This window comes from Nocardiopsis sp. CA-288880 (assembly GCF_050955985.1).
GTDB classification, from domain to species: domain Bacteria; phylum Actinomycetota; class Actinomycetes; order Streptosporangiales; family Streptosporangiaceae; genus Nocardiopsis; species Nocardiopsis tropica.
On record NZ_CP192105.1, the window covers coordinates 7433876 to 7447720 of the forward strand.

19 protein-coding genes are annotated in these 13845 nt (G+C 70.0%); 7 read left to right on the forward strand and 12 right to left on the reverse strand.

All coding sequences use genetic code 11. From position 1 onward, the window contains the following. Positions 1-5: 5 nt before the first annotated feature. From ACQPYD_RS32130 to ACQPYD_RS32145, 4 genes are all read left to right on the forward strand, one after another. Entirely contained in the window at positions 6-521 is a 516-nt protein-coding gene (locus ACQPYD_RS32130; protein WP_433699107.1) for a hypothetical protein, read from the forward strand. Continuing rightward, positions 518-931 carry a hypothetical protein gene (locus ACQPYD_RS32135; RefSeq protein ID WP_433699108.1) on the forward strand — a complete coding sequence of 138 codons (414 nt, stop codon included), beginning with the start codon at positions 518-520 and terminating at the stop codon, positions 929-931. The genes ACQPYD_RS32130 and ACQPYD_RS32135 overlap by 4 nt, the downstream gene beginning before the upstream one ends. Positions 932-993: 62 nt before the next feature. Then, positions 994-1686 carry a peptidoglycan-binding domain-containing protein gene (locus ACQPYD_RS32140; RefSeq protein WP_433699109.1) on the forward strand — a complete coding sequence of 231 codons (693 nt, stop codon included), beginning with the start codon at positions 994-996 and terminating at the stop codon, positions 1684-1686. A 2-nt stretch (positions 1687-1688) separates the two neighbouring features. Beyond that, the gene (locus tag ACQPYD_RS32145) at positions 1689-1928 is read left to right on the forward strand and encodes a hypothetical protein (protein WP_433699110.1); all 240 of its coding nucleotides are present in this window, start codon (positions 1689-1691) and stop codon (positions 1926-1928) included. Positions 1929-1998: 70 nt separating this feature from the next. Here the strand turns inward: ACQPYD_RS32145 and ACQPYD_RS32150 are convergent, their stop codons facing one another. After that, a complete protein-coding gene (locus ACQPYD_RS32150) occupies positions 1999-2547 on the reverse strand; it encodes a hypothetical protein (RefSeq protein WP_433699111.1) in 549 nt (182 codons plus the stop codon). Between the two features lie 505 nt (positions 2548-3052). Here ACQPYD_RS32150 and ACQPYD_RS32155 point away from each other — a divergent pair. Further along, positions 3053-3871: a phosphotransferase gene (locus ACQPYD_RS32155; RefSeq protein WP_433699112.1), complete on the forward strand. Its 819-nt coding sequence runs from the start codon at positions 3053-3055 to the stop codon at positions 3869-3871. Here the strand turns inward: ACQPYD_RS32155 and ACQPYD_RS32160 are convergent. The 3 genes from ACQPYD_RS32160 to ACQPYD_RS32170 all read right to left on the reverse strand — a co-directional run bounded on the left by ACQPYD_RS32160 (position 3868) and on the right by ACQPYD_RS32170 (position 4705). Continuing rightward, positions 3868-4128, reverse strand: coding sequence for a MerR family transcriptional regulator (locus tag ACQPYD_RS32160; RefSeq protein ID WP_433699113.1), 261 nt, complete (start codon positions 4126-4128; stop codon positions 3868-3870). The two genes, ACQPYD_RS32155 and ACQPYD_RS32160, sit on opposite strands and share 4 nt — an antisense overlap. A gap of 22 nt (positions 4129-4150) precedes the next feature. Then, positions 4151-4291, reverse strand: a complete 141-nt coding sequence (locus ACQPYD_RS32165) for a hypothetical protein (RefSeq protein WP_433699114.1) — start codon at positions 4289-4291, stop codon at positions 4151-4153. A gap of 66 nt (positions 4292-4357) precedes the next feature. Continuing rightward, positions 4358-4705: a hypothetical protein gene (locus tag ACQPYD_RS32170; protein WP_433699115.1), complete on the reverse strand. Its 348-nt coding sequence runs from the start codon at positions 4703-4705 to the stop codon at positions 4358-4360. A 416-nt stretch (positions 4706-5121) separates the two neighbouring features. Here ACQPYD_RS32170 and ACQPYD_RS32175 point away from each other — a divergent pair, with 416 nt between their 5' ends. Further along, the gene (locus ACQPYD_RS32175; RefSeq protein ID WP_433699116.1) at positions 5122-5955 is read left to right on the forward strand and encodes a helix-turn-helix domain-containing protein; all 834 of its coding nucleotides are present in this window, start codon (positions 5122-5124) and stop codon (positions 5953-5955) included. 20 nt (positions 5956-5975) lie between these two features. After that, positions 5976-6164 carry a DUF397 domain-containing protein gene (locus ACQPYD_RS32180; RefSeq protein WP_433699117.1) on the forward strand — a complete coding sequence of 63 codons (189 nt, stop codon included), beginning with the start codon at positions 5976-5978 and terminating at the stop codon, positions 6162-6164. Between the two features lie 168 nt (positions 6165-6332). Here ACQPYD_RS32180 and ACQPYD_RS32185 read toward each other — a convergent pair whose 3' ends face one another. The 8 genes from ACQPYD_RS32185 to ACQPYD_RS32220 all read right to left on the reverse strand — a co-directional run bounded on the left by ACQPYD_RS32185 (position 6333) and on the right by ACQPYD_RS32220 (position 13788). Further along, a complete protein-coding gene (locus ACQPYD_RS32185; RefSeq protein ID WP_433699118.1) occupies positions 6333-7646 on the reverse strand; it encodes a DUF2637 domain-containing protein in 1314 nt (437 codons plus the stop codon). Beyond that, positions 7643-7882, reverse strand: a complete 240-nt coding sequence (locus ACQPYD_RS32190) for a hypothetical protein (protein WP_433699119.1) — start codon at positions 7880-7882, stop codon at positions 7643-7645. Before ACQPYD_RS32190 ends, ACQPYD_RS32185 begins: the two co-directional genes overlap by 4 nt. 389 nt (positions 7883-8271) lie before the next feature. Beyond that, positions 8272-9471, reverse strand: coding sequence for a tyrosine-type recombinase/integrase (locus tag ACQPYD_RS32195; RefSeq protein ID WP_433699120.1), 1200 nt, complete (start codon positions 9469-9471; stop codon positions 8272-8274). Positions 9472-9492: 21 nt separating this feature from the next. Further along, on the reverse strand, positions 9493-9690 hold the full coding sequence (locus tag ACQPYD_RS32200; RefSeq protein ID WP_433699121.1) for a helix-turn-helix transcriptional regulator: 198 nt from the start codon (positions 9688-9690) through the stop codon (positions 9493-9495). After that, on the reverse strand, positions 9687-11369 hold the full coding sequence (locus tag ACQPYD_RS32205; protein WP_433699122.1) for a replication initiator: 1683 nt from the start codon (positions 11367-11369) through the stop codon (positions 9687-9689). The genes ACQPYD_RS32200 and ACQPYD_RS32205 overlap by 4 nt, the downstream gene beginning before the upstream one ends. A gap of 228 nt (positions 11370-11597) precedes the next feature. Continuing rightward, complete coding sequence (locus ACQPYD_RS32210) at positions 11598-13025, reverse strand: cell division protein FtsK (RefSeq protein ID WP_433699123.1); 1428 nt, start codon at positions 13023-13025, stop codon at positions 11598-11600. After that, the gene (locus ACQPYD_RS32215; protein WP_433699124.1) at positions 13025-13276 is read right to left on the reverse strand and encodes a hypothetical protein; all 252 of its coding nucleotides are present in this window, start codon (positions 13274-13276) and stop codon (positions 13025-13027) included. Before ACQPYD_RS32215 ends, ACQPYD_RS32210 begins: the two co-directional genes overlap by 1 nt. A gap of 107 nt (positions 13277-13383) precedes the next feature. Further along, entirely contained in the window at positions 13384-13788 is a 405-nt protein-coding gene (locus ACQPYD_RS32220; protein WP_433699125.1) for a plasmid replication, integration and excision activator, read from the reverse strand. Positions 13789-13845 lie beyond the last annotated feature (57 nt).

The following is a 13845-nucleotide window of genomic DNA, read 5'->3' on the forward strand; positions in this document are numbered from 1 at the left end:
GTCCCATGCCGTTCCCCTGGTTGGCCGGGCAGAGGATCACCGCCGAGAGGCTCATGGAGTCCGCCCCGGTCTACGTCCAGAAGACGGAGCTTCAGGCGCGCACGTCGACCGGCACCCCGACGGCCGACCCGGACCTGCGCATCACCCTGGACCCCGGCACCTACGACATCGAGCTGGAGTTCGGGTACGCGGGCACCGCCGGGTCCGGAGGTGTGCGCACGAACTGGTCCGTGGACAGCGGAGTGGTCGCCATCTCCGGCATCCGGTTCACGCGCGGCACCGGTGCGGACGCCACGGGCCGCAACTCCGACCCGGGCCGCCACACCGCCAACGGGCTCGCCACGGAGGCCGTCTACGGCCTGACCTCCGGGTCCGGACAGCGCGGGTGGGGCTCGGAACGGTGGCGTGCCCTGGTCACCGCACGCGGCGAGATCCGGTTCTGCTGGGCCCAGAAGACATCCAACGCCGCTGAGTCCTGGGTCGCCCCGGAGTCGTTCTTGAAGGTCACGAGGACCGGATGACCCCGGACGCAACCACCCTCGGCGCGTGGATCATCGGGGCCGGCGCCGTCGTCGGGGCGCTGCTCGGCCTCTGGAAGCTGACCGCCGCCGGGTGGCGACTCGCCCGCCGGGTCGGCCACTTCCTGGACGACTGGGGCGGCGAACCCCCAAGGCCGGGTCACCCCGCCAGACCGGGGGCGATGGAGCGCCTAGCCGACCTCGACCAGCGGGTCGGCGGCGTCGAGGAGCAGGTCGCCCGGGTCGACGGCCGAGTCGCCCGGGTGGAGCACGAGCTGCACCCGAACTCGGGTCACTCGATGCGTGACGCCCTGGACCGCGTCGAACGGGAGGTCAGCAAGCCCCGTCCGCCGACGGTGCCGACGGTCCAGCAGACCTTCGTCACCCCGCCGTCCTCCGACCCCACCGACTGACCACCCACCCATTCCCGGGGCCCGGTTTTACGCCGGGCCCTTCGTCATGCCCTGGAGGCCCTATGTCCTGGCGACTCGCCCGCTCCCTGGAACAGCTCCGGGGGGAGGTGAACGCCACCGCGCCCCGCCGCTCGAAGAGAAGCGACGGCAGCATCGGCGACGCCGCACACTCCCGCACCGCGTCCGACCACAACCCGAACAGCGCGGGTGTCGTGTGCGCGATCGACATCACCCACGACCCCGCCGGCGGCGCGGACATGAACCAGCTCGCCGAGCGGCTCCGCACCGGCGGGCACCCCGCGCTGAAGTACCTGATCTGGAACCGCCGCATCTGGTCGCGCACCCGCGCGGGCGAGGGGTGGCGGTCCTACGGCGGGTCCAACCCGCACTCCTCGCACATGCACGTGTCCGTGGGCGTCGGCTCCGACGGCCGGTCCACGGGCCCCTACGACAACACCAGCTCGTGGGGCATCAGCTCCACCCACACCATGGAGGACGACTTGCTCGGACTGAAGATCGGCGACAAGGGCGACGGCGTCAAGGCCGTCCAGGAACTGGCGCGGCTGGCCGGCCGCGGCTCCGCGCTCGGCGAGGCCGGGGTCGACGGCGAGTACGGGCGGGGCACCGCCGAGGCGGTCCGCCTGTGCCGCAAGGACGTCGGCTCGAAGGCGGCCAAGGGTTACGGCGACACGATCACGGGCCACGCCCTGGCCCAGCTGATCGCCGCCGTCGCGCGCAAGCAGGGAGGGAAGTGACCATGCACGCATCCCCGGCTCCCGCCCCCACACCCGAGCGTGACGCCCGAACCCGCGGGCTCCGCACCCTCGCCCAGACCGTGATCGGGTCGGGGCTGGCCGGCCTGCTCCTGGTCGTGGCCACGGTGCTGACCGACCTGCTTTCCACCGGCGAGGCCGTCACGATCGCCGCGGCCGTCCAGGCGCTCGTGCCGCCGGTGGCCGCCTACGTGTGGCGCCGCCTGGAGGGCGCTGGCCAGTAGGCCCCGCACGCGAACCGCCCCCGCTTTCCTCCGGGAGAGCGGGGGCGGTTCGTCGTGTCCAGGGATCGGTCTACGGCACGTCACCAGCAAACGTCACCGAGTACAGCGGCACGCTGTCAAGGTCGTACAGCTCCAGGGTGTACTGCAGTGCCGTCTCGTCCTCATTCATGAAGCAGTCCGCTTCCCACGTCGCGGTCTGCCCGCTGGAGAGCCTATCCGGCGGGTTCAACGACTGACCCAGATGCGGTTGCTCGACCTCTTCCAGAGGGTCACCGACATGGCAGGTGCCCGTCATCCCACCCAACTGCAGTGGAGCACCGGTGCCGTTGGTCAGCTCCCACGACCACGCCACATACGGCAAAGCCCCGTCTTCGCCGGTGGTCGGGTTGTACGCGTCCTCAGCAACCTCGCGGCGCAGGTCCACCATGGCGATGGTGACGCCGTCACCGAAGTCGTGGGTGCTGCCCAGTTCGGCGGTACCGTCATCCATCTCGGTGTCCGGCTCCTCGTACTCCTCCGTCCCTTCCATGCCCTCGTCGGCGGGCGCTTCCTCGTCGGATGTGCAGCCGACAGCAAGAACTACGGCGAAGGCGACAGCAAGGATAGAGCGTGAGCGCATGGGCTCCCCATGGATATCGAGATGGCGTCTGCCCAGCTTGACGCACCGTAGCGCGAAGTGCCTGACAACACGCGGCCTGCTCAGCCGTAGTTGGGGAGCCCCCGCTCACCTCACGGTGGGCGGGGGCGGTCTTCGCGTTGGCCGCTGCGATCTCAGGAGAGCAGCCGTCCGCGTGCGGGGCCGCCGGGTCTCCGGTCCGGCGGCCCCGGTGGCCTCGGCGCGCAGAGGCCGGGCCATGGGTGGTGGTCTGTGGGTCCCGCGCGCCCAGCCGGTACCGGGAGGCCAGCCGGGCGCGCGGGGTGAAGGGCCCTAGTGGGTCATCTCGCCTTCGCACGGGAAGTCGCCTTCGCCGCCTTTCCCACCGCCGAACCCGAACGGGGCGGGGAAATCGTCGTCCTGCTTCTCGTGCTTTCCGGTAAGCGTCAGCATCGAATCTCTCTTCCTATGAAGTGATCAGATTTCCTGTGCTACCTTCGCGGCCCTGGCCGACAGGAGGGGCGCGAGGATGAAGTACACCGAGCAGGATCTTCACCAGGCTCTTGACCGCCTCGCCCTGGTCCCGGACGGGCCCGAGCGGATCGGGTACGCGGCGGCAACGGTCACCGGCCCCGCCCGCACCGCGAAGGGCGACCGGGTGTGGGTGCGCGTCGGCACCGTGGCCGACTCCGTGGTGTGGATGCGCCCCGACGCCATCGAGGAGGCCGCGGCACAGCTGGGCCACCGGGTGCCGATGCCGAGGCTCCTCGACTCGGCCACGTGGGACGTGTGGGACGTCGAGGAGGACCAGGCCCGGCAGGCCCGCGCCCATGTGTTCGAGCGTGTCGCCGGGTCCCCGCCGTCCGCGGACCCCGCCCTCACCTGCGCCCCAGACGTTGACGACACGTGGTGGAAGGACCTCCGCGCCGCTCACGACGAAATCGCCTCCGCCGGTTGGGCGGGGCCCGGCCGGACCGCGCGCCGGGTCCGCCGGTGGGTGGCCGCCATGGCGGGTGACCGGTACGCGGACGTCCCCATCACGTGGGTTCCCTCGCACTGCGATTTCCACTGGTCGAACCTCCTCTCACCGCGGTTGACGGTCCTGGACTGGGAAGGCTTCTCACTCGCCCCGGCCGGGACGGACGCCGCGACCCTGCTGACGTACAGCCTGGCCGTGCCGTCCGTGGCCGCCCGGGTTCGAGACCTGTTCTCGGACGTCCTCTCGGGCGACACCGGGCAGCTTGCCCTCCTGTTCGCCGCGGCCGAAGTGTGGACAGCGGTGCAGGACGGGCACCACCCTCACCTCGCGGATCCGCTCCGCGCCCACGTGGCCGACCTCCTGGCCTAGCGGCGCGGGGGGCACTTGCAGTCGTCCACCGGCCAATTGCAGGTGTCGCACTTCTTCACGGCCGTGGCCGCGCGCACCCGGTGCAGCTCTCGGACCTCGGCCGGGTCGTACCGGCGGTGCCCGCCCGGGGTCGTGACCGCAGCCAGCTTCCCTTCGAGGCTCCACCTTCGGACCGTCTCCGTGCCGACGCCCAGGATGGACGCGACCACGCCCGTCCCGACGCGCCCGTCTGCCATGAGGGATGGTTTCTCGGTCATCGTGCCTGCTCTCTCTGGTCTGTCACCCACGGGTGTGGGTGATGGTGTCGCCGCAGTGGCGGCACCGCATGGTTCGGATGTCGGGGTACTTCGGGTCAGCCGGGTCCGGGATGTAGTCGTGACTGCCGCTGGCGGTCTTCTCGCACCTGGTGGAACCGTCCACGCCGTACTCCTCGGGGAGGTGTGGAAGGGCGCGGCCCCGCCCCCTTGGTAGGGGCCGCGCCCAGTCTCAGAGGGCGGCGCGAATGGCCGCAGTGAGGACCGCCTGGAGAGCGCCGGCGGGCCCGTCGAGGGACCCGGGCGGAGCGACCAGCGCCCGGCCGACCGCTTCGGCGGCCGTCAGCGGCGGCGGGTCCTCAGGGAGGGTCTCCAGCGGGCTCTCCCAGGACACCGGCTGCGGGTGCGGGTCGCGGACCGGAGCGACCGCCACCCGGATCACGGGGCCGCGCCGGGCCGCGTAGACCGCGTGCCCCTGCAGGTCGGGGCCCAGGTAGGTGACGCGGGCCCCGTGAGCGGCGGCCCATGCGGTGAGCGCCGCCATGGTCGGAAGTTCGCGGAGGTCGCAGACGAGCGTCATGCGGCCCTCACCCCCAGGCGGTGGAGGCCGCCGAGGACCGAGTTCAGGACGTCGAGGGCGTCGGGGGCGGGCAGCGGCTCAGGGATGTATCCCCGGGCTCGGGCGGCGCGACGGGGCCGACGGGTTCGCATGACCTCCGAGGCGATGGTGCGAACGGCCTCAAAAGCCGAAGGATGCAGGTAGCGCGACATGGCGCACACCTCCTGTGTGGTGCCGGATGGGAAGTCCGGCGGACAACATCGGGTGCAGCCATAGTCACTCATCTACTAGAAATCTGCAATGCTCACATGGAGACTGATTGCTGAACCTGAGAAGATTCGTCAACCCCAATGTGAGAGGTGAGTGAAATGTCTGATTCTCAGCGCCCGGACGTAAGATCAGGAGGCACCGCAGGAGACCCGAGAGGAGACGACGACGTGGCAGGCAGCCCGACCGTGCGCAGGCGTCGCCTGGCGCGGAAGCTACGCGAGCTGAGAGAAGCCGCCGGACTCACCTCGGACGCCGCCACCCAGAAGGCAGGGTTCTCGCGGGGCAAGCTCACCCGCATGGAGCGCGACGAGTGGGTCCTCCCGAACCCGCGCGACATCGAGAAGCTCCTGGACGTCTACAAGGTCACGGACCCGGCAGAGCGCGGCGCCTACATCACGCTCGCCGAACAGTCCCGGCTCAAGGGCTGGTGGGTCGGCTACGCGGACGTGCTCGGCAAGGGTGCCTACGTCGGCATGGAGATGGAGACCTCATCCATCCGCACCATCGAGACCCTGCTCATCCCCGGTCTGCTCCAAACGGAGAGCTACGCCCGCGCAGTCATCCGCGGCCACGGCATCACCGATGAGGACACCATCGCCCGCAGCGTCGAAGCCCGGATGATTAGGAAGCAGATCCTCGCGCGGCCGGACGCCCCGAAGCTGTGGGCCGTGATCGACGAGGCCGCCCTCCGCAAAATCACTCCGGATCTGGCCGACCAGCTCCAGTACCTGCTCGACGTACAGCGCCCGACCCTTCGTGTCCAGGTGCTCCCGAATCGTCTGGGGCCGCACGCGGTGATGCCTGGCGGATTCACCATCATGGACTTCCCAGAGGACCCGAGCTGTGTATACCTGGAGACCAGCGGCCTCAACACCCTTTTCCTCGAAGAGGAAGGCGACATCCGCCAGCACGAGCTGCTGTACGACTACGCCCAGGCATCCGCGCTCTCGGTGGATGATTCGACCGCTTTCATCACCGAGGTGCTGGAGTCCGTGACCTGACCCGAGAAGGAGCACACCCGATGCTCGACATGTCCCACACCCTGACCTTCCGCAAGTCCAGCTACAGCAGCGCCCGGCAGGAGAACTGCGTCGAGGTAGCCGGCGCACCGACCGGCGCAGCTGTCCGTGACACCCAGAACCGCGCCCAGGGGCACATCTCGTTCCCCATCGGCGAGTGGGCCGCTCTGCTGACCACGACCCGCAGGTAGCTTCCTGGAAACGAAGAACCCCCGGCCGAAGCCGGGGGTTCTTCGTCATGCATACCCGATGCATGTCCCACGAGCACTGTACCCCGGCGCGCCGACACCGGGAAGGGACCAAGGCCCCGGGTGCCGCGTAGCACCCGGGGCGCCCGCCGCCGACGGAACGCGGCCAGGCTACGCGGCCGTGCGGATCTCGCGCAGGTGCCGGCGCACCGTGGACGCGCTCACCCCCACGACGCTCGCGATCTGCTCGGCGTCATGCTCGGGGTGCGCGTCGATGTGCGCGGCGATGCGCTCGCGGGTGGCGAGCCCGGCCCGGCGCCGCGCTTCGACGGCGGGGAGCACGCGCCCGGGGGAGGCCCCGCCTTTGTGTGCGTGCTCGCCCTCCGGAGTGCGCGCGGTGCGGTCAGATCCCTGCTCAGGCACGATGTGCTCACGCGCGGACAGTGCGCGCGGGGATCCTCCGGCGGCCGTGGCGAGCGCCTCGGCGCGCATCCTCGTGCGCATGCTCGCGGCCTGCTCGCGTGCACGCCAGTCCTCGATCTGCGCGACCGCGCGCGCCCCCTCGGCGTGCGCCTGCGCACGGGCACGAGCGTTCGCCGCGCACTCGATCGGGAGCAGTGCGCGCACCCCGGGGTCGACGTGCCCGTCCGCGCGGTCGCCGCCGACGACGATGTGCGTGCGCGCGCTCAGCGGCACACGCGCGGGCTCGGTCCACGGCACGGGGGCGAGCGGCGTGCGCGCGGTCGGGACCTCGCGCACGGTGAGCGTGCGCACGTCCTCCTCGGTGTGCGCGTAGTGGTCGGCGAGCAGCTGGCGGACCTCGGCCGTGGACTGCTCCAGGCGGACGCCGACGGACAGCCGGTACGCGAGGCCGGCGGGGATCGCCTTCTTCCACCGCCACCCGAACGCGCGCTTCAACTCGGCGATGGCCTCGTGTCGGTCCAGGTGCGTGTCGAGCGCGTCGGAGTACCGGGGCTGCTGCCACAGGACCATCCGCCGCCACATCGCCACGGTGGACAGGGGTGCCAGCGCCCACCGGCCGCGCGGGATCGGCTCCCGCTCCTCGGGCACCTGGAGGACGACGAGGAGGTGATGGCGGAGCGCCTCGACACCGACAATGAGGATCGCCGGGGCGAGCGCGTGCATGACGACCGCCGCCAGGCCGTACTCGGCGCCCGCGTAGGCGTTGATCGAGATCGCCGTCGCCGACAGCGCGCGGGCGACCTGGCGGAGCCACCCGATCGGCCGGCCGATCCACGTGAGCATGATGTCGATCGCAAGGACCGCGATCATGCCGCCCTCGATGCCGATCGGGAAGATGTGCGGGAGCGGCATGTGGAGCTTCACCGCGAGCTCCCGGACGGTCCAGTACGAGATCACCAGGCCGTAGGCGCCGACGGCGAGCATCCCGGTCACGGCCAGGCCGAGGCCGAACTTCTGCCCGTCGGAGAGCGGCGCGCGCTCGGGGGTGCTGGGGGCGCTCACTGGACACCGTCCTTCGCGCTGTCGACCACGCGGCGGAGAACGGGGGCCGCGGCCCGGATGCCTCGCTCGTCGGTGACGGTGGACACCACGCCCGAGGCGTGGGCGAGCCGGTAGCGGAGCGCGTCCGGGATGTCGACGGTCGGCATGTCGAGCACGCCCTCGATCGCGTCGAGGAGGGTACGGACATCGGCGAGTGGAACGAAGCCGGCGCGCACGGGGCGCGGTACGGTGGACATAGGTCTTCTCCTGCTGTGTTCAGGTGGTGGACCAGGCCCTGGCGCGGTGGTAGGACACCGCTCGGGGCCGCTTCATTTTGAGGGTCAGGTGTAGCAACGGGTGTAGCTACTGGCGTAAAACCGTGGTGATTCGGGGTTGTTCGCCGTAGATCAAAACCGCTGGTCAGTGGACCATCACGAGCTTCTGCGATCTACCGGCGCGCAACTACGGATCAGAAGGTTGGGGGTTCGAGTCCTCCCGAGTGCACCACCTTGAGACAGTGGAGAAGAGCGCCCGACCTGCTAACCACAGGCCGGGCGCTCTCTTTTGTGCGCCCACGTCGAAGAGCCCTGTCAGGGGTGCGTTGCACATTCAGTGCACATTGGCCGGGCCTGTCTTCGGTCCGGCCTCAGGCGGCGAGCATCCGCAGCCGCGCGGAGTCCATCGCCTCGGCCACCTCGTCCAGACGGTCCGGGAACAGGTGCCCGTACCGGTCGAGAGTCATTGTGGCGGTCGCGTGCCCGAGCATCGCCTGCACCACCTTCACGTCGGCGCCGGCTGCGATGGCGAGGGACGCCGCCGTGTGGCGGAGCTTGTGGGGCGTGAGCCCGGTCTCGTCCAGCCCCGCCGCTTTGACGGCTCTGCCGAACTCCCGGTTGCGCCAGTTGCGCAGCCGCAGGGGAGCGTTCCGACGCGTGGTGAACAGCAGGTCGTCATCCCCGCGCCCCTGGACGAACGGACGGAGTTCGTCCACCAGGAACGGCAGCAGGGGCACCGTGCGGAACTTCCCCGACTTGGGGAGCTGTTCGATGAGTTCCCCCTCCACTTCCGCGAAGGCCGTCACCACCCGGATGCGCCGCCCGTCCAGGTCGACCCTCCCCACCCGCAGAGCAGCGGCCTCGTTCCACCGCAGCCCCGTGTAGGCCAGGAGCATGATCAGCGGCCGGTTGACGTGCGCGGTCGCGGTGAACTGGTCGTACCGGGTGCGCAGGGAACCCGCGGCGGTTGCCAGCCTCTCGACCTGGGTGTGGTCGAGGTAGACGTGTTCGGCCTCGGAGGACTTGGGGAGAGGAACGCCCCGTGCCGGATTGGCGGACAGCCGCCGGGGCACGCACCACTGCAAGACCATCGACAGCACCCCGTGCGCCCGCCGGGTCTGGGAAGCCCCGAGGTCGGCACCGCCCTGTTCCCGCGGCTTCTGGAGTTGGGCCACCCACACGGCGACGTCCTCCCCGTGAATTGCCGAGAGCGGGAGATCCGCCCAGCGGGGAAGGACGTGCGAGTCGAGCAGAGAGCGGTACTTCCACCAGGTGGACCGCTTGATGTCGGTCCGGGTGCTCAGCCACTTCTCAGCCATCTGTCCGAGGGTGACCTTCGAGGCCGAGGGGTCGCGGTAGGAGCCTTCATGGAGGCTGTTCTCGATCTCGGTCTGCCGCTTCTCGGCGTCCGGCTTCTTCTTGTAGGTGCCGCCGCTCTTGATCTTCCCGGAGGGGTCGTAGTAGCGGACCAGCCACCGGGCGGGAGGCGTGCGTTTGGCGGCCTTCGCCTTCTTCACTGCCTCCACGTACGCCTTGTCGTTGGTGCGGTCGTAGACCCATGCACGGGCCATGAGGGATTCCTTTCGGACAGCTCAGCGAGAGGTGACCCAGGCGTGGACCTCAGCGGGCACGTAGCGCACGTACCGGCCGACGCGGTGGGAGGGCGGTCCGTCGCCCTTGTAGCGCCACTCGTAGAGGGTCTTGGGCGGGATGCGGAGGTAGGCGGCGGTCTCGGTGACCGACCACAGGCCCGGTTCGGGGCGGGAGAAGGGGGCGGTGGGTGGGATCATGCGGCCCTCGTCTCGTCCATTGCCGACAGGTCGTCCCGCCGCGCGGCGTCGAGTTGGGCCAGGCGTCGGAGGGCTTCACCGACCGCCCGGAGTAGTCGCCGTTCGCGGGGTGCCACGTCGGGGTCGGTGGGTTTGGCCAGCTCCCACTCGAAGGAGCCGGAGGCGACCGAGGCCAGTGCCGGAGGGCGGGGGTTGTCCCCGTCGCCCTGGTCCTCGTTGACGGGGTCGACTCCGAGGGTGTTGAGGACCCAGGTGAGTCGGTCGGCTTTGTGGTCGGCGAGGGTCTTGCCGGACCACTTGCGCGAGACCAGGACACGGCGTCCGGCGTAGCCCAGGTGTTCGCGGCGGTGGGCCTTGGAGCGGCAGAACCCGGGGCGCAGACCTGCCTTGGCCTGGTCGGGCTGGATGCCGTACCGGAGCCAGTTGGCGCAGCGGGGCGAGCAGGGCTCGTACCGGAGGGTTTGCATGAGCCGGTCCGCGTGCTGTTCCTGCCGGACGGTCTCGGTGGCGTGGCAGTCGGCGATGTCCTTGGTCAGGTACTTGGCGAGGTAGCGCACGCACCGGGCGGCGTCCTCGGTTCCGGCCACGACCCCCTTGGCGTCCACCTGCTTTCCGAAGCGGACCACGTGGAAGGGTTCGGCGTCCGGGGCCTTATCGAGGGCGTCCAACGCCTCGTCCCAGGTCGGGAGGACTTCCCCGGTAGTGGGGTCGAGGTAGGTTCCGGCATCGGTGACCCAGACCGGGAGGCAGTCGCCCTCGAAGACGACGCGGTCGGCGGCCGGCCACCAGACCTGGTGGTAGGTCGCGGCGGCGATCTGCCGGAGTTCGGCCCGGGGGATGGTTCCCCGGGTGGCCATGTGCAGGTGGGGTGCCAGGCGGCGTTGGGGTTCGACGGCGGCGAAGTACTGGACGTCGAACCCGGCGACCCGGCGCAGGTTCTGCACGAACCTGTCCACCAGCTTGGAGAAGTGCAGCGTGTCCCGGGCGGCCCGCCGGTAGTCGTACGTGGTCGGGACGACCGGGGTTCCGTCCGAGCGCACCCGCCCGTAGGAGTCCAGGGTCAGGGTGAGGAACAGGGAAGGCCGGAACACCTTCCCGGAGTCGGGATCGGTGAACGCACGGCCGACCGTCTTTCTCGTCATGGGCCGCTTGGGCAGATCCGGTGCGTCCTGACGACGCCTGGTCGAGCGCACCCGGCGCGAGCCCGAAGAATCACCAAAGCGTGTGACGGAGCCCCGCAGGCCCGACGCGGTGATGTCCTCGTCCAGCCCGGCGATGGCCGCGTCCAGGGCTGCGAGCTGTTCGGGGTCAGTGTTGCCTGTGGAGGCAATCCGGTCCCGTTCAGCGGTCACCATCGCACGCTGTTCCACCCAGGCCCGTTGCTGTTCAGTCGGAGGGTCGGGCTTCACGACAGGTTCGGCGGTCAAGTGCCAGCCCTCTTCGCACTGGGTCCGCCGCAGCGACCTCTTACGACGGGCGCAGGCAGGGCACCGGGATTCCAGGGTGGACCCGCAGGGGACGTCGATGACCTCGGTGGCACCGGTGGCGATGTTCGTACGTCGGAGGGACACCGGGCGGATGCACACGCCGTGGTCGGCGGCGACCTGTTCGGCCACCTCACGGGCCAGGGGTTGCGCGAGCCGCTCGGCCCTCGTTGACTTACCGGTAGGCGTCGGCATCAGCCCACCCCCACAACCACAAAGCGGGAGCCCCCACCCCATGCAGCCCGAACGTCCCAAGTCGTGGCCACTGGTGGGCTTGACCGCCGTTTTCGTGATGAACGTCGTCTTCGTCTTGACGCCACCGATCATTGGCGGCAAGCCGTACGGAATGACTGTCGCGTGGGGCCTCATCTTGGGATTCGCGGTCATGGTGCACCGTGCGATGTGGTCCCAGTACCGCGCGCATCAACAGGATTCACCACCCGAGGAGGAAACTGAGCCGTAGGCGTTGGACATCGCGGTGATGTCCTCGTCCGAGACGTAGGCGGCACGGACCCGCACCGGGGCCGGAGAAGTCTCCATGCGCACGTAGGCCACCCCGGGAAGGGTGGGGTCGATCAGGTGCGCGTTCGCCCCACGGTCCCGCGCCCCCTCCCCGAGGACCATGTCCACCTGCGACGCCTCGTCCAACCTCAGGGCGACCTTGTCGGGGAACAGGTTCCGGAGGTTCATGACCTCCTTCCGGGGGTCCTGGAGTGCGGCCAGGACCGAGAACCCGACCGAGCGCCCCTGAGAGGTCAAGGTGGCGATGGCGTTCTCAGCACGGCGGCGCACGTCCCGGTCGGGGTGGTAGGCGGTCAGGAACGCGACCTCGTCGATGACCACCAGGACGAAGGGGTCCTTCCTGCTGGGTATGTGGGAGCGCTGCTTGCCCGCGTAGCGGCGGGCCCGGTTCTGCATGTCGGCCACAGCCAGTTCGAGGAGTGCCACCGCGGATTCGCCGTCGTCGGTGTAGTGGGCGAACAGGTCCCGTCCGTAGGACAGTTCCATGCGCTTGGGGTCCAGCGCCCACACCTGCGCGGTCCGGTCGGCGATCGCGGGGAGCATCGCGCGGATGGCCGACCAGATCACCGATCCTTTCCCGGAGCCGGTCACCCCGGCTGCGAGGACGTGGGTTCCGTGCAGGCGCAGCAGCCAGGGTGAGCCGTCTTCCCGGTGGCCGATGGGCAGCGCGGTCAGGTCCGCCGTGTCCGGGACGTCCAGGGCGTCGAGGGGTTCGGCCAAGGTGTCGTGTCGGGGGAACTCCAGCGTGATCCTGCGGGGTCCGTTCACCACCACGCGGCAGGAGGGAGCCTGGAAGCCGTGCGCGAGTTCAGCCACGCGGGTCTCGAAGTCGGCCGGTGAGGTGCCGGCGACCAGGGTGACACGGACGTAGTCGGCCCATTCTGAGCAGGTGACGCGACGAATCCTGGGCAGGTAGCGGCGCTCCTGGTAGGACTCGGCCAGGCCGGAGATGACCAGGACGGGTTGCCAGTGGCGCCGGTAGACGAACACGTGCCGCCACCAGGCCAGCAGGCGCAGGGTGACCCAGGGCCGGTAGGAGTCGGGCCAGACGCGCCACCACGCCAGGGAGGCAGCAGCGGCCAGGCCCCACAGGGTGGCGAGTCCGGGCCACTCGAACCACCACCAGGCCCCAGCCGAGGAGGCTAGGCAAGCGACCATGACGGGGAACCGGAACGGCAGCGTCACCAGGAACCGGATCAGGCGCCAGATCCATGAGCCCAGCACCACGATGCCGGGGGTTTCCACGATCGGGGTCGTCCACCGCACCCCGTGGGCGGGGGTGGGCAGGGTCGGAGAGGTCTGGGCGGAGCCCACCTTGGACTGAGGCATCACCGACCACTCCGGTTCTGGTCCTCGAGCCGGGCCAGGAGCCGGTCACGGTCGGAGCGGGCACGGGCGGCGATCGCCTCGGCGGTCGGGTTCTCCTCCCGGTGGGCGAGGGTCGCGAACACCCGTGCCTTGAAGTCGAAGAAGTCCGCCCGTTCGGCGTCCGTGGTGGGCGGGGGGTTGGTCGCATCCAGGAGCAGGCGGACCAGTTCCGGGCCGCTCAGGCCGGACAGGTCACGGGGGTAATCGGACATACTGAAGACACCTCTTCACGAAGCTTTCGCAGGGTTCGGGTAGGGGTTCACAGGGGCGGCTCGGTGTTGGCGCACCAGGCCGCCCCGCTTTCACATCTGAGCCAGGGTCAGGCGGCTTCCTTGGCCGGAACAGCACGGCGACCACCAGCACCGGGAGCTTTCACGCCACGGGCGCGCAGGGAGTACGCCACCCGGGGGCGGCGACCGGAGTCGTCCACGTAGGGCATGACCGCCATGGACTCGAACTCGATCGGGCGGAACGGCAGCCCCGGAACCTCGTCCGGCAGAGTCGGGCACACCTCGGCGGCGACCTTGACCTTCACCGACTTGGCCTTACCGCGCGCTTCGGGGTCGGCGTCGATCACGTCCACCGCCCACAGCGGCAACCCCGAGTCCTTGTCCGTCTGCGGACGCTTGGTCTCGAAGTCGGTGATCGCTTCCACCCCCAACGCGAACGCACCGTGCGGGAACACCGCCCCGAACGCCACCGGCAACGCACCCTGAATAGCCATCTGGCCAGTCCTTTCTCATCGTTCACGCAGGTCATGACCCTTGGTCGGAATCAGATC

Bases quoted from the DNA above. Each gene is read 5' to 3' on its own strand.
- ACQPYD_RS32155 (WP_433699112.1), top strand. From the start codon at position 3,053: ATGAAGTACACCGAGCAGGATCTTCACCAGGCTCTTGACCGCCTCGCC.
- ACQPYD_RS32215 (WP_433699124.1), bottom strand. From the start codon at position 13,276: ATGTCCGATTACCCCCGTGACCTGTCCGGCCTGAGCGGCCCGGAACTG.
- ACQPYD_RS32220 (WP_433699125.1), bottom strand. From the start codon at position 13,788: ATGGCTATTCAGGGTGCGTTGCCGGTGGCGTTCGGGGCGGTGTTCCCG.
- ACQPYD_RS32200 (WP_433699121.1), bottom strand. From the start codon at position 9,690: ATGATCCCACCCACCGCCCCCTTCTCCCGCCCCGAACCGGGCCTGTGG.
- ACQPYD_RS32210 (WP_433699123.1), bottom strand. From the start codon at position 13,025: ATGCCTCAGTCCAAGGTGGGCTCCGCCCAGACCTCTCCGACCCTGCCC.
- ACQPYD_RS32130 (WP_433699107.1), top strand. From the start codon at position 6: ATGCCGTTCCCCTGGTTGGCCGGGCAGAGGATCACCGCCGAGAGGCTC.
- ACQPYD_RS32170 (WP_433699115.1), bottom strand. From the start codon at position 4,705: ATGACGCTCGTCTGCGACCTCCGCGAACTTCCGACCATGGCGGCGCTC.
- ACQPYD_RS32195 (WP_433699120.1), bottom strand. From the start codon at position 9,471: ATGGCCCGTGCATGGGTCTACGACCGCACCAACGACAAGGCGTACGTG.
- ACQPYD_RS32150 (WP_433699111.1), bottom strand. From the start codon at position 2,547: ATGCGCTCACGCTCTATCCTTGCTGTCGCCTTCGCCGTAGTTCTTGCT.
- ACQPYD_RS32180 (WP_433699117.1), top strand. From the start codon at position 5,976: ATGCTCGACATGTCCCACACCCTGACCTTCCGCAAGTCCAGCTACAGC.
- ACQPYD_RS32135 (WP_433699108.1), top strand. From the start codon at position 518: ATGACCCCGGACGCAACCACCCTCGGCGCGTGGATCATCGGGGCCGGC.
- ACQPYD_RS32140 (WP_433699109.1), top strand. From the start codon at position 994: ATGTCCTGGCGACTCGCCCGCTCCCTGGAACAGCTCCGGGGGGAGGTG.
- ACQPYD_RS32190 (WP_433699119.1), bottom strand. From the start codon at position 7,882: ATGTCCACCGTACCGCGCCCCGTGCGCGCCGGCTTCGTTCCACTCGCC.
- ACQPYD_RS32145 (WP_433699110.1), top strand. From the start codon at position 1,689: ATGCACGCATCCCCGGCTCCCGCCCCCACACCCGAGCGTGACGCCCGA.
- ACQPYD_RS32205 (WP_433699122.1), bottom strand. From the start codon at position 11,369: ATGCCGACGCCTACCGGTAAGTCAACGAGGGCCGAGCGGCTCGCGCAA.
- ACQPYD_RS32160 (WP_433699113.1), bottom strand. From the start codon at position 4,128: ATGACCGAGAAACCATCCCTCATGGCAGACGGGCGCGTCGGGACGGGC.